The organism is Ruminococcus difficilis, assembly GCF_016680995.1.
The window spans coordinates 146954-169918 of the sequence record NZ_JAEQMG010000163.1 but is presented as its reverse complement, the minus strand read 5'-3'; the positions used below and the strand labels follow the sequence as shown (position 1 = coordinate 169918).

The 22965-nt window shown below is 53.8% G+C and carries 18 protein-coding genes and 1 pseudogene; 8 read left to right on the top strand and 11 right to left on the bottom strand.

Features of this window, described 5'->3' with window-relative positions; genetic code table 11:
- Positions 1-15: 15 nt before the first annotated feature.
- Positions 16-495 (top strand): annotated as a pseudogene (locus tag JKK62_RS15175) (NUDIX hydrolase); the annotation flags it as partial.
- A gap of 247 nt (positions 496-742) precedes the next feature.
- Positions 743-2392: a Na/Pi cotransporter family protein gene (locus JKK62_RS15170; protein WP_201428644.1), complete on the top strand. Its 1650-nt coding sequence runs from the start codon at positions 743-745 to the stop codon at positions 2390-2392.
- 139 nt (positions 2393-2531) lie between these two features.
- Here the strand turns inward: JKK62_RS15170 and JKK62_RS15165 are convergent, their stop codons facing one another.
- Positions 2532-3215 carry a DNA alkylation repair protein gene (locus JKK62_RS15165; protein WP_201428643.1) on the bottom strand — a complete coding sequence of 228 codons (684 nt, stop codon included), beginning with the start codon at positions 3213-3215 and terminating at the stop codon, positions 2532-2534.
- Positions 3216-4199 (bottom strand): thioredoxin-disulfide reductase, encoded by a 984-nt coding sequence (trxB, locus tag JKK62_RS15160; protein ID WP_201428642.1) that lies wholly within the window; start codon positions 4197-4199, stop codon positions 3216-3218.
- A 115-nt stretch (positions 4200-4314) separates the two neighbouring features.
- Here trxB and trxA point away from each other — a divergent pair, with 115 nt between their 5' ends.
- The gene (gene trxA / locus JKK62_RS15155; RefSeq protein ID WP_201428641.1) at positions 4315-4629 is read left to right on the top strand and encodes a thioredoxin; all 315 of its coding nucleotides are present in this window, start codon (positions 4315-4317) and stop codon (positions 4627-4629) included.
- A gap of 50 nt (positions 4630-4679) precedes the next feature.
- Here the strand turns inward: trxA and JKK62_RS15150 are convergent, their stop codons facing one another.
- The 6 genes from JKK62_RS15150 to JKK62_RS15125 all read right to left on the bottom strand — a co-directional run bounded on the left by JKK62_RS15150 (position 4680) and on the right by JKK62_RS15125 (position 12384).
- On the bottom strand, positions 4680-5051 hold the full coding sequence (locus tag JKK62_RS15150; RefSeq protein ID WP_201428640.1) for a metal-dependent transcriptional regulator: 372 nt from the start codon (positions 5049-5051) through the stop codon (positions 4680-4682).
- A 284-nt stretch (positions 5052-5335) separates the two neighbouring features.
- Positions 5336-7552, bottom strand: coding sequence for an autotransporter outer membrane beta-barrel domain-containing protein (locus JKK62_RS15145; RefSeq protein ID WP_207752208.1), 2217 nt, complete (start codon positions 7550-7552; stop codon positions 5336-5338).
- Between the two features lie 32 nt (positions 7553-7584).
- Positions 7585-9669 carry an efflux RND transporter permease subunit gene (locus JKK62_RS15140; protein WP_201428639.1) on the bottom strand — a complete coding sequence of 695 codons (2085 nt, stop codon included), beginning with the start codon at positions 9667-9669 and terminating at the stop codon, positions 7585-7587.
- Positions 9670-10136: 467 nt separating this feature from the next.
- The gene (locus JKK62_RS15135) at positions 10137-10682 is read right to left on the bottom strand and encodes a TetR/AcrR family transcriptional regulator (RefSeq protein WP_201428638.1); all 546 of its coding nucleotides are present in this window, start codon (positions 10680-10682) and stop codon (positions 10137-10139) included.
- Between the two features lie 273 nt (positions 10683-10955).
- Positions 10956-11621, bottom strand: a complete 666-nt coding sequence (locus JKK62_RS15130; protein ID WP_201428637.1) for a DUF4956 domain-containing protein — start codon at positions 11619-11621, stop codon at positions 10956-10958.
- Between the two features lie 55 nt (positions 11622-11676).
- Complete coding sequence (locus JKK62_RS15125) at positions 11677-12384, bottom strand: polyphosphate polymerase domain-containing protein (protein ID WP_201428636.1); 708 nt, start codon at positions 12382-12384, stop codon at positions 11677-11679.
- Positions 12385-12736: 352 nt separating this feature from the next.
- On the opposite strand from JKK62_RS15125, the gene JKK62_RS15120 reads away from it, so the two are divergent.
- From JKK62_RS15120 to JKK62_RS15100, 5 genes are all read left to right on the top strand, one after another.
- A complete protein-coding gene (locus tag JKK62_RS15120) occupies positions 12737-14095 on the top strand; it encodes a citrate/2-methylcitrate synthase (protein WP_201428635.1) in 1359 nt (452 codons plus the stop codon).
- A gap of 156 nt (positions 14096-14251) precedes the next feature.
- On the top strand, positions 14252-15163 hold the full coding sequence (locus JKK62_RS15115) for a DMT family transporter (RefSeq protein ID WP_201428634.1): 912 nt from the start codon (positions 14252-14254) through the stop codon (positions 15161-15163).
- Positions 15164-15322: 159 nt separating this feature from the next.
- A complete protein-coding gene (gene pyk / locus JKK62_RS15110; RefSeq protein ID WP_201428633.1) occupies positions 15323-16756 on the top strand; it encodes a pyruvate kinase in 1434 nt (477 codons plus the stop codon).
- Between the two features lie 76 nt (positions 16757-16832).
- Positions 16833-18545, top strand: a complete 1713-nt coding sequence (locus JKK62_RS15105; RefSeq protein ID WP_201428632.1) for a hypothetical protein — start codon at positions 16833-16835, stop codon at positions 18543-18545.
- A 53-nt stretch (positions 18546-18598) separates the two neighbouring features.
- On the top strand, positions 18599-19159 hold the full coding sequence (locus tag JKK62_RS15100) for a M48 family metallopeptidase (RefSeq protein WP_201428631.1): 561 nt from the start codon (positions 18599-18601) through the stop codon (positions 19157-19159).
- Between the two features lie 48 nt (positions 19160-19207).
- Here the strand turns inward: JKK62_RS15100 and JKK62_RS15095 are convergent, their stop codons facing one another.
- The 3 genes from JKK62_RS15095 to JKK62_RS15085 form a co-directional block, all read right to left on the bottom strand.
- Positions 19208-21331: a hypothetical protein gene (locus tag JKK62_RS15095; RefSeq protein WP_201428630.1), complete on the bottom strand. Its 2124-nt coding sequence runs from the start codon at positions 21329-21331 to the stop codon at positions 19208-19210.
- A gap of 157 nt (positions 21332-21488) precedes the next feature.
- The gene (locus JKK62_RS15090; RefSeq protein WP_201428629.1) at positions 21489-22406 is read right to left on the bottom strand and encodes an Ig-like domain-containing protein; all 918 of its coding nucleotides are present in this window, start codon (positions 22404-22406) and stop codon (positions 21489-21491) included.
- 29 nt (positions 22407-22435) lie between these two features.
- Entirely contained in the window at positions 22436-22813 is a 378-nt protein-coding gene (locus JKK62_RS15085; RefSeq protein ID WP_201428628.1) for a DUF3783 domain-containing protein, read from the bottom strand.
- Between the last annotated feature and the right edge of the window lie 152 nt (positions 22814-22965).

The window sequence follows — 22965 nt, the reverse complement described above, 5'->3', positions numbered from 1 at the left end:
CGACAGGAGAAGAACATGGATCAAGATTGTTGTTTTACTGAGGGAAAAGATTGGTTCCGATACCGAGTCGGTGCGATCATCATTGAGGACGGATGCGTCCTGCTGGTCGGAAACGAAAAGGAAGATTATCTCTATTCCGTCGGTGGCGGCGTCCGGCACGGCGAAACAGCTCGACAGGCGGTTTTGCGCGAGGTGTTCGAGGAAACGGGCGTTCGGTATGAGATCGATCGGCTTGCCGTTGTTCACGAGAATTTCTGGAACGGTGACGGCGCTTATGACAAAGGCTTATCCTGTCACGAGATATCGCTCTACTTTTTGATGAAGCCGCGCGGCACACAGGAGCTGCACAGCAACAGCTATACGCACTTCAACGATAAAGAAAGCATGACTTGGGTACCGATCGATCAGCTGGATCGCTATCGATTCTATCCCACGTTTTTAAAGGATCATCTAAGCACGGAGCACGACGCGGTCGAGCATATCGTGACGGATGAAAGAACAAAAAATAAAATTGTTTTTGGTGATTTTATATGCACAGAAGCGGGAAGTATTGTATACTTTGCCGATTTTGTGCATTTTTCTTTTTATTTTCCTTTTTAGAAAATAATTGACTTTTCGATTTAGTATTATTATCGTAGGGTAATTTGAAAACACCCTATATAAAAGAATAGAGTATCGCCCTTGCGATACCCGCATTTCAGCTTTATTTCTCAGCAAAAAGCTGCAAAAAATGGAGTTCAAAATGAGTATAGTGTTTACTTTATTCAAGGTGCTCGGAGGACTGGGACTTTTCTTCCTCGGTATGAAGTACATGGGAGAAGGTCTGGAGCTTGCCGCAGGTAATAAGCTGCGTACCCTGCTCGAAAAGATCACCTCCAACCGATTCCTCGGTATGTTGGTCGGTCTGGCTGTCACCGCCGTGATCCAAAGCTCGTCGGCGACTGACGCGATGGTGGTCGGCTTTACCAACGCGGGTCTGATGGAACTGTCACAGACGGTCGGTATCCTCTTCGGCGCGAAGATCGGTACCTGTGTGACCTCGGTACTGTTGTCGTTTGACATCAAGAGCATCGTCCCGCTGTTCATCTTCCTCGGCGTTATCGTGATGATGTTCGCCAAGAAGAACAAGTATAAGTATTACGGACAGATCCTCGCCGGCTTCGGTATCCTCTTCTTCGGTATGGATATGATGTCCGGCGCGCTCAAGACGCTGAATGAAAACGGCTTGATCGACAGTATCCTGTCGAGCGTCAATAATCCGTTCGTCGGTATCCTGCTCGGCACGGCGGTCACCGCTGTGATCCAGAGCTCGTCTGCTTCCGTCGGTATCCTGATGGCGTTGGCTTCCGCAGGCGCGATCAATATCGATCAGGCGATCTTCATCGTATTCGGCATGAACCTCGGCGCGACCGTTCCGGCGTTCCTTTCCGCCGCAGGCGCAAAGCGCAACGCAAAGCAGGTCGCGGTCCTGAATATGCTGATCACGCTGACCGGTGTGATCATCCTGACGCCGCTGACGATGCTGCTCCCCGTAGCGGATACCATCCAAAAGCTGTTGCCTGCCAGTGCCGCGGCGCAGATCTCAGCCGCTCATATCTTCTTTAACGTGGCGATGACGATCATCCTGCTGCCGTTTGCGTCCTTGCTGGTCAAGCTGACTCAGAAGATCCTGCCCTACGAGGAGGATCCGGAAAAGGACAAGATGGCGGTCGAATATATCGACAACCGTATCTTGACCACCCCTCCCATGGCGGTGCTGCAGTGTGAAAAAGAAGTCGCGCGCATGAGCCGTCTGGTGCAGAAGAACTATAACCGCGCGATGATCGCGTTCTTCGATCGGGACAAGGAATCGATCGACAAGGTGATCGACCGGGAGAAGGTCATCGACTATCTCTCCAAGGAGATCACTGACTATATTGTCAAGATCAACGCCCTTGATCTGGATGATCACGACAGACAGATCGTCGCGGCGATGTACAGCGCGATTCAGGATCTGGAGCGTATCGGCGACCATGCCGAGAACATCGTTGAATATGTGCGTTCTATTATCGAAAACAACCTCTCCTTCTCCGATACGGCGATGGGGGAGATGCGCGATATCAGCGACAAGTGCCGCAGCCTGATGGAGCTGAGCTTTGCAATGTTCAACGCGCAGGGCGGTTCTCCCGAGCTGATCGAGCGCATCATCCAGGCGGAGGACAGTGTGGATGACTGCAAGGATGATTACAAGCAGAACCACATCCAGCGCATGAACAAGGGTGAGTGCAACGCCGAGGCGGGCACGACCTTCCTGAATATGCTGATCGATATTGAGCGTATCGGCGACCACGCGATCAATGTAGCGTTCGCGATCCCGAACAGACAGAAGAGCGTTATTACCGCCGCTGTCTGATCATATATAACTGAAAAAAATGATCGGCGGTGAGTGCTGTACTCACCGCCGATTTTGTCTTTTGAATGTTCATTGCGAAGCCCCTTGACGCGCGTGCCAAGGGGCTGTGGTAATCTCAACCGATCGTTTGTCGTTATGATTATTTCACTTTCAATGTCCGCAGATAGGCTTTTTGCTCCGCGGTGACGCGGTAGCTCTCTACCGCCTTTTGGATCGTTTTATTATGTACCCACGGTTCCAGTCGACGCCCGGTCAGATAGGGCAGGACGGAGTCATACTGCTTGGCGAGTGCGGTAGCGAAATACCATGCCTGCATCATGCGGACGTAGTATTCTTCGCTGTGTACCGCGGCGACCATATCGGGATAGCGGGTCGCAAAGCAATCATTCAGAAAGTAGTTCATCAGACAGAGGATGCCGAAGCGCACGGTGTAGGGGTGGTCGTCCTCGAGCCACTTTTCGATATGCGGCAGGAGCTTTTCGGGTGCTTTGTCGAACGCCTTGATACGGATGGAATCGGTCAGCGCCCAGCTGTTGAGATAAGGGAGAAGGCGCTCGGTTGCCGACAGTCCTTTGTCAAAATCCTTTTCATATCCGATCAGAAAGGCGTGCAGTTGATACTCTTCAAAGTATTTATGCGGGAGGACAGAGAGGAACTCTGCCGCCTCGTCCGATCCTTTCAGCTCCTTGGCAAGCGCTCGGAGCGCGGGGATCCGTATGCCGATGATCGTTTCGGGATCGACCGTGGGATTCAGCTTTGCGGAAAATGCCTGATAGTCCTTATCCTGTAAGCGGAACAAACGCTTTTGTATTGCCGTCATCATTTACTTAGGCTCCCTTTGGGAAAGGGAGCTGTCACCGTTAGGTGACTGAGGGATTGTATCGATGTTCGAGCGTGAGCGAGTATCCGAAAGATAGTCGTGCGCCGCGGTAGCCGCCTGAGCGCCGTCGGAGCAGGCGGTGACGATTTGTCGCAGGGATTTTTGGCGCGTGTCGCCCGCGGCGAACAGTCCGGGGGTCTTGGTGCGCATCTCGCTGTCGGTGAGGATATAGCCGTTGTCGTCCAGCTCGGCGAGGTCGGCGTAAACATCGTTGTCGGGGATCAGACCGATCGCCTCAAATACGCCGTTGACGGCGAGATCGGTTTCCTCTCCGCTGTCGACGTTCTTGATCTTCAGCGTGGTGACAAGACGATCGCCTTTGATCTCGACCGGGATATGGCGGGGCATCAGGCGGATGTTATCGATGTTCTCGAGCTTGTCCATATAGCTCTTGGTCGCGGTGGGATAATCGCGGCGGAAGATGAGGTAGACCTCTTCACACAGATTGGACAGATAGATCGCGTCACCGAGTGCCGAGTTGCCCGCGCCGATAACGGCAGTTTTCTTCTTGCGGAAGAAGCCGCCGTCGCATACCGCGCACCAGCTGATGCCGCGTCCGCGGAATTCGTCCTCACCCGGAATGCCGAGCTCTCTGCGGCGAACGCCGTTGGCGATGATGACCGCCTTGGACTGATAGCTGTCGCTGTCGGTCGTGACGGTGAAGACGTCATTCTCTTTCGTCAGGCTTTGTACCTGCGCGGAAAGGCTCTCTACACCCAGCGCGTCGACCTGCGCCTTGATGTCGGCGGCAAGCTGAAAACCGTCGATCTCTTTGTAAGAGGGATAGTTTTCGATTTTAGCGGTAAGCGCCGCCTGTCCGCCGAAGCCCGCCTTCTCGATGATCAGCGTGGACAGTCCCGAACGCGCGGCGTAGATCGCGGCGGTCATGCCCGCGACGCCGCCTCCGATGATGATCAGATCGTACATAGTCAACACTCCTTTATTGATTGTTTTATTATTTGAATAAGTTCATAAATTATTGATAGACTTTGCGGATATAATATGCTATAATCAGCTAAATAATTATATGGAGGTAAAAATTATGGCAGTTGAGCATTTGAATGACAGTAATTTTGCTGAGAAAATCAAGAGCGGCGTTGTGCTGGTCGACTTCTTCGCGACATGGTGCGGCCCGTGCAAGATGCTGACCCCCACGGTCGAGGAGATTGGCGCTGAGAGCGACGGTTCCTACGCGGTGTACAAGGTCGACATCGACGAGTGCGGCGATATCGCGATGGATTTCGGCATCATGAGCGTCCCGACTATGATCGTGTTCAAGGACGGCGCTGAGGCAGAGCGCATGATCGGCGTACAGCCCAAGACCGCGATCCTCGACGCGATCGCAAAAGCAAAATAATCAATGATAAAGACACCCGCTGTGATCGACGCAGCGGGTGATTTTTTGCTTTACGCTTCGTTATAATGAAAGTATTGTTTGATGGCGGCAAAGGACTTGTCCGAAACCACATGCTCCATGCGGCACGCGTCCTGCGAGGCGGTTTCTTCATCGACGCCCATCTCCATCAGCATCTTGGTGAGGTATCTGTGGCGTTCATAGATCTTTTCGGCGACCTCTTTACCGGTTTCGGTCAGGCTCAGACCGCCGCCGTCGCCGACCTCGACAAAGCCGCCGTTGCGCAGCAGTCCGATCGCGCGGCTGACAGAGGGCTTGGAATAACCCATGTAATCGCCGACGTCGATCGCGCGGACAAAGCTCTTTTCCTGCGTCAATACCAGGATCGTTTCCAGATACATTTCACCGGATTCCTGTAATTTCATGTCATGACCTCCATGATACGATACTCTGCGGTAAACTTTTCCTTATTCTACCATACGTGGGTGCAAAAATCAATCATGCTTTTGGATTTGCGGATCGTTATCTTTTTGTAAGAAAAAGAGGCTGCGTTGCGCAGCCTCTTGCAGAAAAGACTATTCTGCCCCCTCCGCCTCGCTTGATTGCTCGGCACCTCCCTCGTCAGAGGGAGGCTCGAAAACGCTCTGCTCCTAAATCAATGTCTATTTCGAAAAAAGAGGCTGCGGAGTGCAGCCTCTTTTGGTTATCCTTATTTTTCGATCTCTTCGGTCTTGTAGATGAACTTGACTTCGCCGTCCATCTCGTCGGTCAGACCGGAGTAGGACTTGTAGTGCTTGGCGACATCGGCGGTCGCTTTCAGGCGGGTGGCGATCTTGCTCAGGTCGCTGTCCTTCAGAGAAGTGATCTTGCTGATACCCTCGGTGTTGAAGGTTTTCAGTCCCTCGTTCAGCGTCATCGCGCCGTCGCGCAATAACGTCACGCCCTCGGTCAGAGCGGGAACGCCGTTCTTGAGGGTGAGGATACCGTCGGTCAGTGCCGAAGCGCCGTCGCTGAGCGACTGTGTGCCCGAATGGAGCTGAGATGCGCCCAGACTGAGATCGGCGGCTCCGTTGCGCAGTGTTGTGGTGCCGCTGTGGAGCTGTGACGCGCCGCCTGCCGCGGAGCCGACGCCGTTTGTATAATCCTGCAAGCCGGAATCGAAGGTGCCGTAGCTGTCGAGCTGAGCTTTCAGCGCCGTGATCTTCTCTCTGCCGGCTTTGGCGCTTGCCAGCGCGTCGGCGATCGCCTTTTGCACCTCTTCGCTCTGCATGTTCTCGTCGATCAGCGCGGCGATCTTCGCGTCTGTGTTAGAGGCGATAGTCGCCTGTACCGCATCACTCTGCATATTTTGGTCGGTGAGAGAGGTGATGGTGCTTTGTGTGCTTTCGGAATTCATCTGTGATTCGATCGCGCCGGCGACCTGCGCCTGCGTCGCTTCATCGACCAACCCTTCGGCTACGGCGGCATTGTATTCGTCTACGCTGTAGCCCAGATTGCCGATCACGGCGGCGGTGACCTGATCGTGTACGCTCGCTGTGACCTGTGCTTCTACATTTTCTCTGACGGCGGCAGTGACAGCGGCGGTGACGGCGTCACGGTTCGCTTCTACGCTTGCGGTGACCTTTTCCTTTGCGGCGGCGGTCGCCTTTGCTTTGACATTATCGTCGGAGAGTTGGCTTACAAGCTGATCGAGTACGGCGGCGTAGTTATCCTTTGTCAGCTCCGGAACGTCCAGACCCGCGCTTTGGAGTGAGGATCGCGCGGTGGAGAGCAGAGCGGAGAAGGTGGCGTTACTGCCGTTGGTCAGCTTGGAGCTATTGAGGTCGAGAGTATTCAGACCGCTGTACAGATCCAGCGCGCCGTTGTCCAGTGTGACGCTGCCCGCGCTCAGGGTCGACGCGCCGTTTTCCAGTGCGCCCGCGCCGTTGTTGACCTGCTTTGCGCCGTCGTTGAGCTGTACGGAGCCGTCATAGATCGCGTCTACGCCGGACGTCAGAGTGCCGGAGCTTTCGAGCAGGGTATTCAGACCGCTGTACAGCTGTGACGAGCCGTCGATCAGCGCCGACATGGCGGAGTCGAGCTTGTCGAGAGAATCGTTCAGATCCTCGATGCTGTCGATCTTGTCCGTGCCAATTTCATCAAAGAATCCGTTCGCGGCTATGGTGACGGTCGTGCCGAGCTTAAAGTTGTCGGTGTGGGCGGTGATCTCAAAGTAATCGGGGATCTCGACCGTATCACGGCTCAGTCCCAGATCATGCTGTAAGCCCGGGAACGCGATACCCGCGACGATGATGCGGTCGCCGTCGGAAACGACCTTGCCGTTGGTGACATGCACGTCGCTGAATTGGGAGCTGTCGAGGAACAGACCAGAGAGCATGAAGAACGGCACATAGATGCGCTCTTCCTTGCCGTCTATTTCAACATTTTCGTATTGGTTGTTGGTATAGTCAAAGCGGATGGTGACGTCGCCGCTCTTGCCGGCGATCTCGTCGGGTGTGACGACCTTGCCGTCGAGGGTGTAGGTGAGGGATAGATCAACGGGCAACGGCGTGTTGCCTTCGCCTTGAATATACAGATCCTCGCCGTTCGTCTGCCATACGCGCATATTGTCGCTGTCCATCGTGAAGGACGCGTCGGTCTTGACATTTTCGATATCGCCCAGCGCGGCGACGTCCTTGATGACGTCGGCATGGTCATTGTTCTTGATCCAGTCGCTGACGATGATCTTGTCGACCGTACCGTCGGCTTTCGCCATGACATAGACGGTCTCTTCCTTGTAGAGAGGCGCTTCATCGGCGGTGGCCTTGTCGTCGTCGGATTTCAGGCTGACGCCTTGGAGCGACAGGGCGAATACACCCATCAGCGAGGTCGACAGCGCGATCGCCAGACAAAGGATGATGCTCATCAGTTTGATCAGTCTTTTCATAATAACTCTCCTTTACTCTATCTAAACTCGATTCATTTGATCGTTTTTCTGACACATTTGCGCATCCCCATCGTGGTGTAGCAGATGGGTTTGTCACAGAGCAGCAGCAGCGCCGGCAGGATGAAGATGACCATCAGCATACTGATGACGGCACCGCGCGCGAGCAGCATACACATGGAGCTGATGATGTCGATGTCGGAGTAGACCGCCACGCCGAAGGTCGCTGCGAACAAGCCGATTCCGCTGACGAGGATGGAGGGGATAGAGGCGGTGAGGGTCGTGCGCATGGCTTCCTTTTTCTCCACGCCCGAGATCCGCTCCGATTTGTAGCGCGTGGTCATCAGGATCGCGTAGTCGACGGTCGCGCCGAGCTGGATGGTGCTGATGCAGATGGGTGCGATGAACGGCAATGACTCGCCGAAGTAGTGGGGCAGACCGAGGTTGATGAAGATCGCCAGCTCGATCACGGAGATCAGGATGAACGGCAGGCTGATACTGCGTTCCACCAGCGCGATGATGACGAAGATCGCGATGATCGAGATCAGGTTGACGACCTCAAAATCGTGACCCGTGGTGTCGATCATATCCTTCATGCACGGCGCCTCGCCGATGAGCATTCCCTTGGGATCGTAGCGGTGCAGGATCTCGTTGAGGGAGTCGATCTGAGCGCCGACCGCGTCGCTCGCGCTGTGATACTCGCTGTTGACGAGCATCAGCTCATAGCGGTCGTTCTCCAATATATCTTTGATATGGGAGGGCAGGATGTCCTCGGGAACGGTGGAACCGAGTAGGCTTTCGATGCCCAATACCTGCTTGACGCCGTCGACCTGTTCCATCTCGCCGATCATCTTTTTGACTTCTTTGTTGTCGATGGAGCTGTCCATCAGGATCATATGGGTGGAGGAGATGTTGAAGTCCTCGCTGAGCTTGGTATTCGCGATGACAAAATCCATTTCCTCGGGCAGACACTCTGCCATATCATAGTAAACTTCGTTGTTGGTCTGGATGTAGCCGTACAAAAACGGCGGGATCAACAGGACGAAGACGATCAGGAATACAGGGAAGATCTTGACGATGCCGCCGGAGAGCTTCTTCATGCTCGGGATCAGCGAGCGATGGTTGAGCTTTGACAGCGGCTTGTCGAGGATCAGGATCAGTGACGGCAGAACGGTCAGACAGCCGATCACGCCGAAGAGCACGCCCTTCGCCATGACGATACCGAGATCGCGGCCGAGCGTAAAGGTCATGAAGCACAACGCGATAAAGCCCGCGATCGTGGTGATGGAGGAGCCGACGACGGAGAGGAAGGTTTGGTGGATCGCGACCGCCATCGCCTCTTTATTATCGCTGTGGATCTCTTTTTGCTCATTGTAGCTGTGCCACAGGAAAATGCTGTAGTCCATCGTGACGGCGAGCTGTAATACCGCGGACAGCGCCTTGGTGATGTAGGAGATCTCGCCGAGGAAGAAGTTGGTGCCGAGATTGAGCACGATCATCATGCCGATGGAGGCGAGGAACACAAGAGGGATCAGCCAGTTGTCCAACAGGACGATCATCGCGACGAGCGCGAGGACGACGGCGATGCCGACATAGATGGGTTCTTCCCGCTCACACAGGTCTTTCAAATCCGTGACCAGTGCCGACAGACCGCAGACAAAGCATTTTTCGCCCGTGATGGAGCGGATCTCGCGGATCGCGTCCATCGTCTCGTCGGATGAGGTAGAGGTCTTGAAGAAGACCGCCATCACGGTACTGTGGTCGGTGTTGAAGGCGTTGTACACCTTATCGGGCAAAAACTCCTTGGGGACGGAGATGTCCGCGACGTCGTTGTACCACAACACACTGTCGACCTGTTCGACCTGCTCGACCTTTTCTTTGAGCGCGGCAACATCCTTGTCGGGCATATCCTCCAGGATAATGAACGAGAACGCGCCCTTGCCGAATTCGTCCATCAGGATGTTCTGACCCTTGACGGTGTCCATGCTCTCGGGCAGGTAGGTGAGCATATCATAATTGATGCGCGTGTTGAGCATAAAGATGAACGCCGGGATCATCAGCACCAGCGTCAGCAGTACGATCGGGACGCGCAGCTTTACAATCGCTTTGGATAGTTTCATTCTTTCACCTTCGATTCTGTATGTAACGCTTTTACACAGCGTTATACCACTTATATAAAATACAATATGGAAAGAACGATTACCATTTGCAAAGATTTTTTTGTGCCCAAAATTTGGGCATATCCGCACTTTTGCGCAAAAAATAAAAAAGGCTTCCCCTCGGGGGGAAGCTGTCAAGCTTTGCTTGACTGATGAGAGGCAGACGATTCAACTATCGCGACGAAGTCAATTACAGCTGAGCGTGACCGTTATATCAGAGAAGCAACTCACTCTTTGTATCATAGATAAGACAGATAGGACAGCCCCTCATCCGACCTTTTCGGCTCATTTGGAGCCGAAAAGCCCACCTTCCCCCCGAGGGGAAGGCGTTTAGGCGGAACCTATCCTAAGAAGTGTTATAGCGTATTGTCTAAAAACTGTGGGAATAAGTTTCCTGTTTTTTGTTCCTCCACAACTTAAGAGATTTTTTATTTGATGTAATCAGTCGCGAGCATCTTTCTGCGCAGATCGAGCAGCTTTTTGAAGGAATCGGAGTAATCGTCCCGCATACCCTTGTCGCACCAGTCGGCGATGATACCGAAGCTGACGCACTTGTAGTATTCGATCAACAGCTCTCGTTCCTCGGCGCTGAAGCTGCCCTTCGGGACCGCGATCTCAAAGTATTCGGCGACCACCGCGCGGCAGACCTTCATCAGGCAGCGCTCATAGATATAGCGGTGGGACGAGTTGTAGATATGGTTGGCGGCGCGTTTGTTTTGCAGCACGAACTGCGCGCCGACGTTGACACATTCCTCCAGCGAATCGATCGAGGGATAGGCTTTGATCAACTCCTCGGCTCTTTCCATCAGCATTTCTTCGACCAGCGCGGGCAGGTCGGCATAGTGGTAGTAAAAGGTGTTGCGCGAAATACCGCAGTCATCGGTGATATCTTTGATGGTGATGCGGTCGATGGGCTTGCTATCGAGCAGCTTGGTAAAGGAATTATGGATGGCTTTTTGCGTTAACTGTGACATAAGGACCTCTGCGGGGATGAATTGAGCCGTATACCTCCGGCTCACTTTCTATTATACGAGTTTGAGAGAGCAGACGCAAGGCTTTTTGCCGAATTTATGCTGATGAAAACAGATAACGGCGACACCCGATGAGTGCCGCCGCTACCTGTTTGGATATATCGTTAGAGGAGTAGAGGGTTAGGTTTTTGTATCTGTCGATGATATCCGGAGTGATGAAATGAAGAAGAAAACATGCTTTGCTGTTGTTATCAGGTAATTTGTTTTGATGCGATATCAGAGCTCGGTTTCGTTCTTGGCTCTGCCGCAGGATACGGGCAGGTTGCCGTTGCGGGCGCGGATCGCGTCGATGAACGCCTTCTCATTCTTATCCTTTTTCATGGAGATATGGTATCTGAGCTCATACACGCTGCCCATCTGGACGGTCTTGACGGTGATGACCTCGTTCTTGGTGGTGAATTCCTTGAAGATGTCGTCGAAGAGACCCTCATAGTCGAGGTTCTCGGGGATCTCGATCCGCAGTTCCTTCTTGGCGGTGTTGCCGAAGGGCGTCGCGAAGAGGATGATCCATACGACGCATACGACCACTGCCGCGAATACCGCGAAGGTGATATAACCGCCACCGCACGCCAGACCGATCGCCATGGAAAGCATGATCGCAAGCAGCTCGCGTGAGGAACCGGGCTGAGAGCGGAAGCGTACCAGTGAGAATACGCCGAGTACCGCGATGCCCGCGCCTGCGGACAGGCCGTTGACCATCATGATCAGCATCGCGACGATGGTGGGGATGATGGTGAGTGTCACGGCAAAGCTCTTGGAGCAATAGCTCTTAAAGCGGTAAACGTAGGATGAAATGAATCCGAGCAGAAGCGCTGTGCCTGCTGCGATGAGTCCCTGTGTCAGGGTGATGCTGTCGCCTGAAAAAATGGTGTTGAATGTCATGATCTGTTCCTCCTTTGATAATATCCAAGTTGTTTATTTGTTGATGAATGTGGTATCAGAAGCCTGACGCCATCTTGATCTTCTGCTGAACGTGGGCGGTGCCGAATTTCGAGAAGCTGTGGGAGAAGATGCCTCTCTCGCTGAGCGCGTGAGCCAGCCATAAGGGCATCGCGCCGGGGATCTTGATCTCCATCAGGTAGGTGTCTTTACCAAGCACCTTGTGACCGTCTGACTCACTCTCGAGTCGGGTGTCGTCGTAGCGCGAGGTGATGTCGCGGTCGAAGGTGATCCTCAGATCGGGGTTATCCTTACCAGCCCATGCTACGCGGCGGTAGCTGATGAACGCCTTGGGGCTTAAGCGGTAGCGGCGCATCATGTAGTCGATCTCGGCGGGGATGTTGCCCTTGATGTGAGAGGGAAGCTTGCCGCCCTCGATGTATTCATACGCTTCATTCAGCGTCATGGAAACGCGGCGCTTGTAGACGATGCCGCGGTACTTTTTCTTGATCTCGAAGAACACGGTGCTGTCACCGTCGGGTGTGCCGTAGGAGCGCAGGCGGAGCTTTTCTTTGTAGGTGGGCTTTCTCAGCGAGGTCTCGATCAGCTCATCGTCGGTGTTGTCGAAGTAGATGTTGCGGATCTCGGTCTCGCCGTATTTGTCGACCTCCATATAAGGGGTGATCGCTTCGATCAGTGATTCATACTGCTCCTTAGTGAGCATGTATTTCTTTTCGACTCGTTGGAAGATATAGGTAAAAGCCATGGTGATTCTCCTTTCCTTTATCGATCGTCATCGCGAGGGCTTTGACACTCGTGTCAAGCCTGTGGCGATCTCATCCGATCGGATTTGTTTGTGCTCTTGATGTTATGGTTATAGTATACGGGGGCTTTGTGTGAGTAAATTGTTGGAATTATGAACAAATTATGAACGGACAGGGGAGTTTATGTGAAAACGAGGGATTCTTTTATATCAGTATATCGGGCAGTACCGTTTGAAGGATCGTGCGGGTCGATACATCCTTTACAGGATCGATTTGACTAATCCCGAAAAATAAGGTATAATATTCTGGATACTATTATATTGATTCGCAAATGAAGATAAAGGAAGTGAAGCAATGCCTCAGGTTCGTACCAATGATGAAAGGATCCAGCAGTTGGCGACCAGCTGTGTTCAGAACGACAATATCGAGAAAGCCCTCTATTCCCAATACAATGTCAACATCGGTCTGCGCGATCTCAACGGTCGCGGCGTACTGACCGGTCTGACCGATATCAGCGAGATCCGCCAGAATAAGATCGTAGACGGCAAGCCTGTCCCCACCGACGGCAAGCTCTTTTACCGCGGTGTGAATATCGAAGATATCATCGCGGGCTGTCACCGCGACAAACGCCTCGGTTTTGAAGAAGTGACCTATCTGCTCCTGTTCGGCAAGCTGCCGAACCGTGAGGAGCTGGACGGCTTTATGGAGCTGCTGTCCGATTCGCGCGTATTGCCCAAGCATTTTGTGCGCGACGTCATCCTCAAGGCTTCCGGAAAAGATATGATGACCGCTTTGGCGAAGGCGGTTCTGACCTTGGCTTCTTATGACAATGACGTCATGAACCTCGAGATCGACAACGTCCTGCGCCAGTGCCTGAAGCTGATCTCTCTGTTCCCGCTGTTGACCGTGTATTCCTATCAGGCGTATAACCACTATTCCAACGGCGAGAGCCTGTTCATCCATAATCCCGAGCGCTGTGAGCACACGGCGGAGATCCTCTTGAGCACCCTGCGCGAGGATCGTCAATTTACCGCGCTGGAGGCGGAGGTACTGGATATGGCGTTGATGCTCCACGCGGAGCACGGCGGCGGTAACAACTCCACCTTCACCACCTGCGTCGTCACCTCCTCGGGCACCGACACCTATTCCGCGATCGCTGCGGCGCTGTGTTCGCTGAAGGGTCCCAAGCACGGCGGCGCGAATAAGCGTGTGATGGGCATGATGAACGAGATCAAGTACAATGTCAAGGATTGGACAGACGACGACGAGATCGCCGCTTATTTGAACCGCATCCTCTCCAAGGACGCGTTCGACCGCAGAGGTCTGATCTACGGTATCGGTCACGCGGTCTATTCCATCTCAGACCCCCGTGCCCGCGTATTCAAGGGCTTTGTCGAACAGCTCGCCGAGGAAAAGGGCATGACGGAAGAATACGGCTTGTACAGCCGTATTGAGCGTTTGGCACCGCTGGTCATTGCGGAGCACCGCAAGATGTATAAGGGCGTATCCGCTAACGTGGACTTCTACTCCGGCTTTGTATACAAGATGCTCGGACTGCCCGAGGAGCTGTATACTCCGATCTTTGCCGTAGCGCGCATTGCCGGATGGAGCGCTCACCGCATCGAGGAGCTCCTGAACGTCAATAAGATCATCCGACCCGCGTACATGAGCGTTTGTCAGGAAAAAGACTACGTTGATCTGAAAGACAGATAAAATTGTGAGCCGTGGGAAACCGCGGCTCTGTTTACTATTATTCATTATCGTATACGAATTGTCATTGCGAGGAGCGAACACATGTGTTCAGCGACGTGGCAATCTCAACCTGTTCAAATCCTCACACTCTCAAACAATTTATTCGGAATCACTTAAATGATACAAAATCTATTGAAACGAAAGTGGGTCGCGATGCTCGCGGCGGTGCTGTGTACCGTGCTGTGGGGGTCGGCGTACCCTGTTATCAAATACGGATATCAGGTGATGGCGATCACCTCGGTCGCGGATAAGCTGATGTTCGCGGGCGTGCGTTTTGTGCTGGCGGGACTGATGGTGTTCGTCTTTACATGGTGCAAAAATCGCCGCGTGCCCGTCATCCCGCGCGATCGCATCGGCGGCGTGCTGCTGTACGGCTTTTTGCAGACCGGGTTGATGTACATCCTCAACTACATCGGTGTCGCCAATACCACGGCGACCAAGACCTCGATCATCACGGCGGCTTCGGCGTTCTTTGCCGTATTGTTCGCGCCGCTGTTCTTCAAGGACGAACACCTGACGGTGTGGAAGGTCGTCGGCGTGCTGATCGGCATGACGGGGATCTTCCTTGTGAACAACACCGCGCTAGACGGTTTTTCGTTCATGGGGGAGGGCTTGGTGCTGATCTCCATGCTGCTCAATACGGCAGGCTCCTTTGTCGGCAAGCGCGTATCCAAGGGGATCGTCTATGAGAGCACCGCCTATCAACTGGGCCTCGGAGGATCATTGATCCTCGTGATCGCGCTGATCATGGGCGGGCGGTTTCCGCTGACATGGCAGAGCGTCGGGATCGTGCTGTTCCTCGCCTTTGTCTCCGCGGCGGCATTTACGCTGTGGACGGCGCTGCTTGTCCTGCATGAAGCGGGTCAGATCTTGGTGTTCAATATGCTGATCCCCGTCACGGGCGCGCTGTGGTCCTACGTGATCCTCGGCGAGGATCGCGTCTTTGAACCGCTGTATATGGTGAGTATTTTGCTCACCGCTGTCGGTATCATTCTGGTGAACCGACCGGAAAAATCAAAACAAGGATAATCTGAAACGGAGGAGAACATGGATCTGTTTTCCTCCGTTTTTCTGCTATATTCCGATGATTGTCGCGCAAAAAACAGAAAAAACCCTTTACTTCCCCTCGTTTTACTGTTATTATAGTGATAATGAATAAACATTATCAACATAATCGGGGGTTTTATCATGAGAATGACTAAGATAGTATGCACGATCGGTCCAGCGTGCGATAACGTCGACACTTTGGTAAAGATGATCGACGCGGGCATGAACGTCGCGCGCTTCAATATGTCACACGGCGAGTATGACGAGATGGCAAAGCGCTTCAACACCGTGAAGAAAGCGATCGCCAAAAGCGGCAAAACCGTAGCGCTCCTGCTCGATACCAAGGGTCCCGAGATCCGCGTCGGCACCTTTGCGGAAGGGGCTGTGATCCTGGAGGAGGGTCAGGTATACCGCCTGTATTCCAGTGAAGGTCACGGTGATAACGAGGGCGTATCCCTCTCATATCCCAAGCTGATCGATATCTTCCGCCGCGATAATACCAGCATCGGCAGAGTGATCCTCTTCGATGACGGCAAGATCTCCGCTCGTGTAGAATCGGTAGAGGAGGATTGCATCGTCACGCGCATCCTCACCGGCGGCAGACTGTCGAACCGCAAGAGCATCAATATCCCCGGTTATTCGATCAATATGCCGTATATCAGCCAGAGGGACCGTGCCGATATCGAGTTCGGTCTGAAGATGGGCGTGAACGTGATCGCGGCTTCCTTTGTCCGTTCCGCGGACGACGTCATTAAGCTGCGCGACTATATCGACAGCCTCGGCGGCGAGGACGTTGAGATCATCAGTAAGATCGAGAACCAGAGCGGTGTGGACGACATCGACCGCATCATCGAGGTCAGTAACGGCGTGATGGTAGCCCGCGGCGATATGGGCGTTGAGATTCCGTTTATCAAGCTGCCCGAGATCCAGAAGATGATCATCCGCAAGTGTGTGCTGGCGGGCAAATATGTCATCACCGCGACCCAGATGCTGGACAGCATGACTACCAACATCCGACCCACCCGTGCCGAGATCTCCGACGTTGCCAACGCAGTATATGACGGCACCTCGGCGGTAATGCTCTCCGGTGAGAGCGCGGCGGGTATGTATCCCGTCGAGTCGGTCGCGGCGCTCAATGATATCTGTACCGAGGCGGAGAAATACGAGAATTTGATGCTGCTGCGCGGCGCGTCGGCGACACAGACCGATATGACCGCGTTCCGTGAGAATATCTGTGAGGCGGCTAAGACCGTTGCCGAGAATATCGGCGCGAAGGCGATCATTGCCGAGAGCAAGACCGGCGCTGTGGCGCGCGCGATGGCTCGATGCCGTCCGTCGTGCCCGATCATCGCGGTCGTCACCGGCGAGCAGGTATGCTGCAAACTGTGCCTGAGTTGGGGCGTTGTGCCGGTACTGGGCAAGGAGAAGAAAACCTCTGATGAGATCACCCTGCAGGCGGTCGAAAAGGCGCTGCATACCGGCATCGTGGAGAAGGGCGATACCGTTGTGATCATCAGCTCCAACAAGACCGTACCGACCTCCGGCACCGATACGCTGAACATCCGTATCGTTTAATCACTACATCACTATACCACAACTATTGCGGGGCACCAAAGCAGTGTCCCGCTGACCTTCTGTCAGGGAGATCATGATGAAAAAACCGATCGCAGCCATACTGAGTATATTATTGATCATGAGCATGATGACGTCGACCGCTGTCTTTGCGCAGGAAGCGCCCGAAGCGGAACAGGTCATCGATATCGATAAGGCGGACGCAGCTGCCGCGCTCGACGAACAGAGCTATACTATCGTCGATAACGGTCACCCGCTTCTCGAGGTGGTGCGTGTCAAAGAACCCGCAGCGACTGCCGCGCTGGGCGATGGCTCGACAAGCGGCTACTATACCGCTGAGTTTATGATACCGGAAAGCACCAGTCAGGTGTATCTGACCGGTTTGACGCGGGACAATGTCAGCGAGATCCGTCAGGCGATCATCGAAAGCTATACCGGGGGCGGAAATTTTGATCTGAGAAACCTCGGTTTTATCGACGCGGAAAAGACACGGGAGGGTGACGATTATATGTGCTGGGCGGCTTCTACCGCTAACATCCTGACCTATACGGGATGGGCGGCTCAGGCGGGCTTTGACAGTGCCGACGATCTGTTTGAGACCTATATCGACGCGTTTGAGAACAGAGGAGGCAACGTCAGGATCGCGACAGGGTGGTTCATCAACGGCATTTCCGTGAACACACTCTCTCAGCCCCGGGAAGGAACCGGCAGCTTCCTGCCGCAGTATAATTACAGAGATCTGGCAGAAGAGATCAATCTGCGTCAAAACTGCGCCGCGCAGTTGGCGGCCGTCTTTGACAGGCTGAAAAACGGATACGGCGTATCTTTGAGTGTGGACATCTACAACAGCACAGGGTATGAAGGCAGTCACGCGGTCACCTGCTGGGGCTTTGTGACCGACGTTCGATATCCGAACACATCAAAACAGTACTATCAAAGCGTTTTTATCACGGATTCCGATTCTGATAAATACAGCGTACAGGGAGATACGGACCGACGCGACGCGGATGACAGGATGAGCTTATATACGCTGGAGCCGGAGGAGCAGGAAGAGATCAATACCTATCGGTTCAATATCACGAGCAAGCAGACCGCCATGATCTCGTCGGCGGTCACGGTTATGCCGTTCAGCGAGGAGATACCCTATGAGACCGATCCGGACGCGACATTGGATATGATCAACGACCCCGATATCGAACTCGATCCGTTTGTTCTGACGGATGATCCCGACGATTACAGTACCGTCACGACCTTTGCGCCGGATACGACAATCTATTATCAGCCGTATATGATGAACGGCGCCAAGGCGGATTATTACGGCGATATCTTTTTGCGGATCTCGGTGAAGGACTCGCATGGGAACGAGATATACACAAAGAACTTCATCAACCACGGTCTGAGGATCCCCGCCTCCGCGGGCTTGCGGTATAATAAGGACAGCATCAAGAGCAGCATGCCGGTCGGCGATTATACCATCACTGCCTCGTTCAACGCGGAGCATCAAACAACGGAAGCTCATTATTTCAATAATACAAGAACCATCCATTTCAAGATAAGAGAACAATATCTGCTCGGCGACGCCAACGGTGACGACGCCATCAGTACGCCGGATATCACAAAAATGCAGCGGATCCTGGCAAGGATGGATCACAGCATGGACGATATGATGAGACAGCGCTGCGATATCAATCACAGCGGCGATCTTGCTCTGCCGGATGTGACGATTTTACAGCGCAAACTGGCTCGTATGGAAGTAGCATTCCCGGTTGGCGAAACCCGCTTTTATGATTGATTCGATAATGTGACGCTCTGTTTGAATAAACACATGGTAGGCTCATAGAGAAAATGGACTTTGCATACACCTTGATCAAATCAAAACGAAAGACGATCTCGCTGGAGGTGAGAGGGGACGAGCTGATCGTCCGCGCTCCCAAACGCACGACAAAGCGTGAGGCGGATGAATTCGTCAAAAAGCACGAAGCGTGGATCATCAAAAAGCGCGGTCAGATCGCGGAGCGCAAGGCGACAGAGCAAGCTGTGCCGAAGCTCACTGAGGAAGAGCTGCGCGCGCTTGCGCAGATGGCAAAAAAGGTCATCCCCGAGAGGGTCGCGTATTACGCGCGGATCATGGACGCTCACTACGGCAGGATCACCCTGCGGTGTCAAAAGACCCGCTGGGGCAGCTGCTCAGCAAAGAAGAATCTGAACTTCAACATCCTCTTGCTGCTCACCCCGCCCGAGGTGCTCGACAGCGTGGTGGTGCACGAGCTGTGTCACCTGTTTGAGATGAACCACAGCGCGCGGTTTTATGAGCGGGTGTACGCGGTCTATCCCGCGTATGATCGTTGGAATCGCTGGCTCAAGGAAAACGGCGGTCTGATCATGGCGCGCGCGGGAAACAGATAAATATAAAGCACTTCCGAAAACGTGATCGGAAGTGCTTTTTTATGATGCTTATGATTTATGATAGGTGATGGTAAAGCCGTCGGTGTAGAACCAGCTCAGGTGATTGTTGTTCGCGTCCATCGCGCGGATGGTGTAGGTGTAGGGCGTGCCGTCCTTGACGTCGGTATCGACAAAGGAGGTGCCGGTGGAATCGGTGAGCTTTGTCCAGCCGTTTCTGCCCTTGTAATAGACGCGGTATTTGGAAGCGCCCGCAACGGAATTCCATCGGATCATCACGCCGCTTGAGGTGTTGGAGAGCGTCAGCTTGGGCGCTTCGACATATTTGACGCTTTTGCCGGAGCGGAAGTCGCTGGTATACGCGGAGCCGTCCTCGGTGATACAGCGCACGGTGTAGGTGTAGGTGTGGTTGGAAGAAACATCCTTGTCGATATAAGAGGTCTCTGTCGTATCGACCATTCTTGTCCAGCCCTTGGAGCCGTAGTAGAAGATACGATATTTCTTTGCGCCGCCTACCTTGTCCCAGCTGATCTTGACGCCGTCAGCCTCGTTGGAAACGCTGAACTCAGGCGCACGGATGAACTGGATACGGAAGCCGTCGGTATAGTACCAGCTCAGGTGGTTATTATCTGAATCCATCGCGCGGATGGTATAGGTGTAGTTGGTGCCGGAGGCAACGTCGGTATCGAGTACAGAGGTACCGGTGGTATCCTCGAGCTTTGTCCAGCCGTTACTGCCCTTGTAGTAAACGCGGTATTTGGACGCGCCCGCGACAGCGTCCCACCTGATCCGAACGCCGTCCTCTTCATTGGAGAGGGTCAGCTTCGGCGCGGCATAGTATTTGATGCTCTTGCCGGGGCGGTAGTCGCTGGTGAATTCGGTGCCTTCCTTGTTGATGCAGCGCACGGTGTAGGTGTAGGTGTGGTTGGAGCTGACGTCGGTATCGATGAAGGCGTTATTGGTGGTTTCGGCGAGCTTTGTCCAGCCGCGGCTGCCGTAGTAGTAGATGCGATAATTCTCAGCGCCCTCGACCTTATCCCAGCTGATCTGTACGCCGTCGGCGGCGTTGGACAGGCTGAATGTGGGCGCGGACAGGAAGGTGATCGAGAAGCCGTCCGGATAGAACCAGCTCAGATGATCGCCGTTTTCATCCATCGCGCGGATGGTGTAGGTGTAGCGTGTGCCGGAATCGACGTCGTAATCGACTGTCGAGGTGTCCTCGGTATCGACGAGCTTTGTCCAGCCGTTACTGCCGCGATAGTAGACGCGGTAGGAATCCGCCTGAGGCACAGCGTCCCAGCTGATCTGTACACCGTCCTCGGCGTTGCTCAGCCGCAGGATGGGAGCGGTGTAGTATACTGCCGACGCGCCGTCGCGGTCATAGTCGCTGATAAAGCGGGAACCGTCCGCCGACATACAGCGCACCGTGTAGGTATAGCGTTTGCCGGAAACAACATTGGGATCGATGTAAGAGGTCTCGCCGGTCTCCGCGATCCTCGCCCATCCGCTGCTTTCTGTTTTGACATAGACGCGGTAGAGCTTGGCGCCCGGTACGGGATCCCATGTGATCCTGACGCCGCCCGCATAGGTAGCGGCGTTCGGCTGAGGTGTCTCCAGCTCCGCCTCGTCGACGCTTTCGACATAGCTGAAGCGGGCGTTGTGTCGGTTGTAGTCGTTGTCGATGACGACATTGTCATTGATGTCGTTCACATACCTGACCTTTGCGGCGAGGTGATAGGAGCCTGCCTTTTCAACGCCGAAGATCAGCTTCAACACAGGCTTCTCGGTGTTGAAGGAGTAGCCGTTCGCGTTGGCGAAGTTCATGACATAGCCGGTGATTCCGAAGGTGTTGGGGGTGTCAAAGCGTCTTACGACAGAAGAATTCGCCGTCGTGGGCGCGATCCGCTGAATGTGGGTCGCGATCTCGTCCTGACTGTAGCCGCTGAACGCCGAAAAGTCGATCGGAAGCTCGACCTGTGCCGTTGTGATACTGTCGCCCGTGGTACGGAACGCAATGCTGTATTCGATGTACTCTCCTACCTTCGCGGTGATGGTCTTGTTGCCTACCGTGATCGTGGCGACGTCATCCGCGGCGGACGCGCCGATACAGCCGACCCCGCAGACCGATAGGATGAGAGCAAGCGTCAGAATGATGCTGACGATTTTTCTTTTCATCATATTCCTCCAATCCGAGTCAATATAATTGTATTATATACTAATAAAAAACCAAATACAAGATGAATGTATTAACATTTTATAAATAAAAGCATGCTCATTAAAAAATAGCATGACCGTCACATATGACGATCATGCTTCTTCATATTATGAATTATCAGTATTGACTGAGCAAGCCGACGTTGTACTGTTCGATCGCGCTGAGCGAGCCGTCGTAGCCCGGATCGGGATGATACCACGACTGGGCTTCGTAGTAGGATCGGATCGACGCGGTGCGAAAGACAAAGCCGTGCCTTGCGTAGATCTCATTGACCGCGTCCTGCCCGAAGCTGTTTGACAGGGGCGTTCCGCTCATGCTGTATATCTTCGCCGCGATCTCGTCGTTCGTCAGATAACGGGTGGAAGAATCGGGGAACAGCATGCCGCCGGAGGAACCCGACTGACTGCTTGCGGCAGGATCGGTGCTTTTCGGCGCGGCGGTCGTTTCTGTCGGCTTGATGACCGCGGGAGGATGGGTGGGAGCAGCGGTGGGCTGTGAGGCGCTGCCGACGTTGACGGTGCAGGACGCCTTGACGCCATTATCGCTTTTGCAGGTGATCGTGGTGACGCCCGCAAAAACGCCCGTAACAAAGCCCTCGTTGTTGACGGTCGCGATATTCGGGTCACTGCTCTCCCAGCTCAGCACGACATGCGACGCGTCGGCGGGCTTGTAGGCAGCTTCCAGCTGGATCGTTTTGCCGACCTCGATACGGACGCCGGTGGCGCTCAGGGTGATCTCGTTGATCAGCTTATCGGAGACCTTGACGCGGCAGGTGGCGGTCTCGCCGTTTTCGAGAGAAGCGGTGATGATTGCTTCTCCTGCTGATTTGGCGTTGACCTCGCCGCCGTTGACGGTGGCGACCGCGTCGTTATTGCTCTCCCAGCTCACCCGCGTCGCCTTTCCCGCGGACAGCTCCGCGCTGTCGCCGACGGTCATATCCAGCTGCGTTTGATCGAGTGTGAGCTTTTCACTGCAGCCTGCCAGAATGATGCAGGCGGTCAGGCAGCCCAATAATAAAAGTATAAAGCGTTTCATGTGAACCTCCGGAGTATTCCGCATGATATCTACCCCTGATGTTGTGTCGTTCCCCTCGCGATGGCGTCTCTTTCGGCGCACAGCTCGCGGTACAGCTCACGGGATGTGAAGCCGGTGTTCCGATCGGTTTGTATCGCCTTGAGCGGGACGCTCAGCTTTTTGCGGCGGAGCTGATCGAGAAAGAGATTGAGCATACCGCCTCTGAGATCCGCGAGATAGAGCATCTCTTCGTCAAAATCATCGCCGTCCCTGACGGAATCATCCTGTGAGAGCCCCAGCAGATATCCGAGCGTATAGCCGAACTCGGCTCTCTCGATACTGCGCGAAGCAAATCCGAACTTTCGGCACAGCATTTTCACCTTTGCGTCCTTTTCGGGAGGGAGATTATAGATCAAAACTTCGCTCATCGCTTTACCTCCGACATGTATTACCCTATGATTGGTTTTTTCGACCTTTGCCTTATTCTACCATAATAGGCAGAATATTGCAAATATGTAATTCTCTTGTTGTTGACATATTGCTTTTTTAGAATTATAATTAGAGTAGACAACTATATGTC

Coding starts and splice junctions, on each gene's coding strand:
- JKK62_RS15170 (WP_201428644.1), top strand. CDS start 743: ATGAGTATAGTGTTTACTTTATTCAAGGTGCTCGGAGGACTGGGACTT.
- JKK62_RS15165 (WP_201428643.1), bottom strand. CDS start 3,215: ATGATGACGGCAATACAAAAGCGTTTGTTCCGCTTACAGGATAAGGAC.
- trxB (WP_201428642.1), bottom strand. CDS start 4,199: ATGTACGATCTGATCATCATCGGAGGCGGCGTCGCGGGCATGACCGCC.
- trxA (WP_201428641.1), top strand. CDS start 4,315: ATGGCAGTTGAGCATTTGAATGACAGTAATTTTGCTGAGAAAATCAAG.
- JKK62_RS15150 (WP_201428640.1), bottom strand. CDS start 5,051: ATGAAATTACAGGAATCCGGTGAAATGTATCTGGAAACGATCCTGGTA.
- JKK62_RS15145 (WP_207752208.1), bottom strand. CDS start 7,552: ATGAAAAGACTGATCAAACTGATGAGCATCATCCTTTGTCTGGCGATC.
- JKK62_RS15140 (WP_201428639.1), bottom strand. CDS start 9,669: ATGAAACTATCCAAAGCGATTGTAAAGCTGCGCGTCCCGATCGTACTG.
- JKK62_RS15135 (WP_201428638.1), bottom strand. CDS start 10,682: ATGTCACAGTTAACGCAAAAAGCCATCCATAATTCCTTTACCAAGCTG.
- JKK62_RS15130 (WP_201428637.1), bottom strand. CDS start 11,621: ATGACATTCAACACCATTTTTTCAGGCGACAGCATCACCCTGACACAG.
- JKK62_RS15125 (WP_201428636.1), bottom strand. CDS start 12,384: ATGGCTTTTACCTATATCTTCCAACGAGTCGAAAAGAAATACATGCTC.
- JKK62_RS15120 (WP_201428635.1), top strand. CDS start 12,737: ATGCCTCAGGTTCGTACCAATGATGAAAGGATCCAGCAGTTGGCGACC.
- JKK62_RS15115 (WP_201428634.1), top strand. CDS start 14,252: ATGATACAAAATCTATTGAAACGAAAGTGGGTCGCGATGCTCGCGGCG.
- pyk (WP_201428633.1), top strand. CDS start 15,323: ATGAGAATGACTAAGATAGTATGCACGATCGGTCCAGCGTGCGATAAC.
- JKK62_RS15105 (WP_201428632.1), top strand. CDS start 16,833: ATGAAAAAACCGATCGCAGCCATACTGAGTATATTATTGATCATGAGC.
- JKK62_RS15100 (WP_201428631.1), top strand. CDS start 18,599: ATGGACTTTGCATACACCTTGATCAAATCAAAACGAAAGACGATCTCG.
- JKK62_RS15095 (WP_201428630.1), bottom strand. CDS start 21,331: ATGAAAAGAAAAATCGTCAGCATCATTCTGACGCTTGCTCTCATCCTA.
- JKK62_RS15090 (WP_201428629.1), bottom strand. CDS start 22,406: ATGAAACGCTTTATACTTTTATTATTGGGCTGCCTGACCGCCTGCATC.
- JKK62_RS15085 (WP_201428628.1), bottom strand. CDS start 22,813: ATGAGCGAAGTTTTGATCTATAATCTCCCTCCCGAAAAGGACGCAAAG.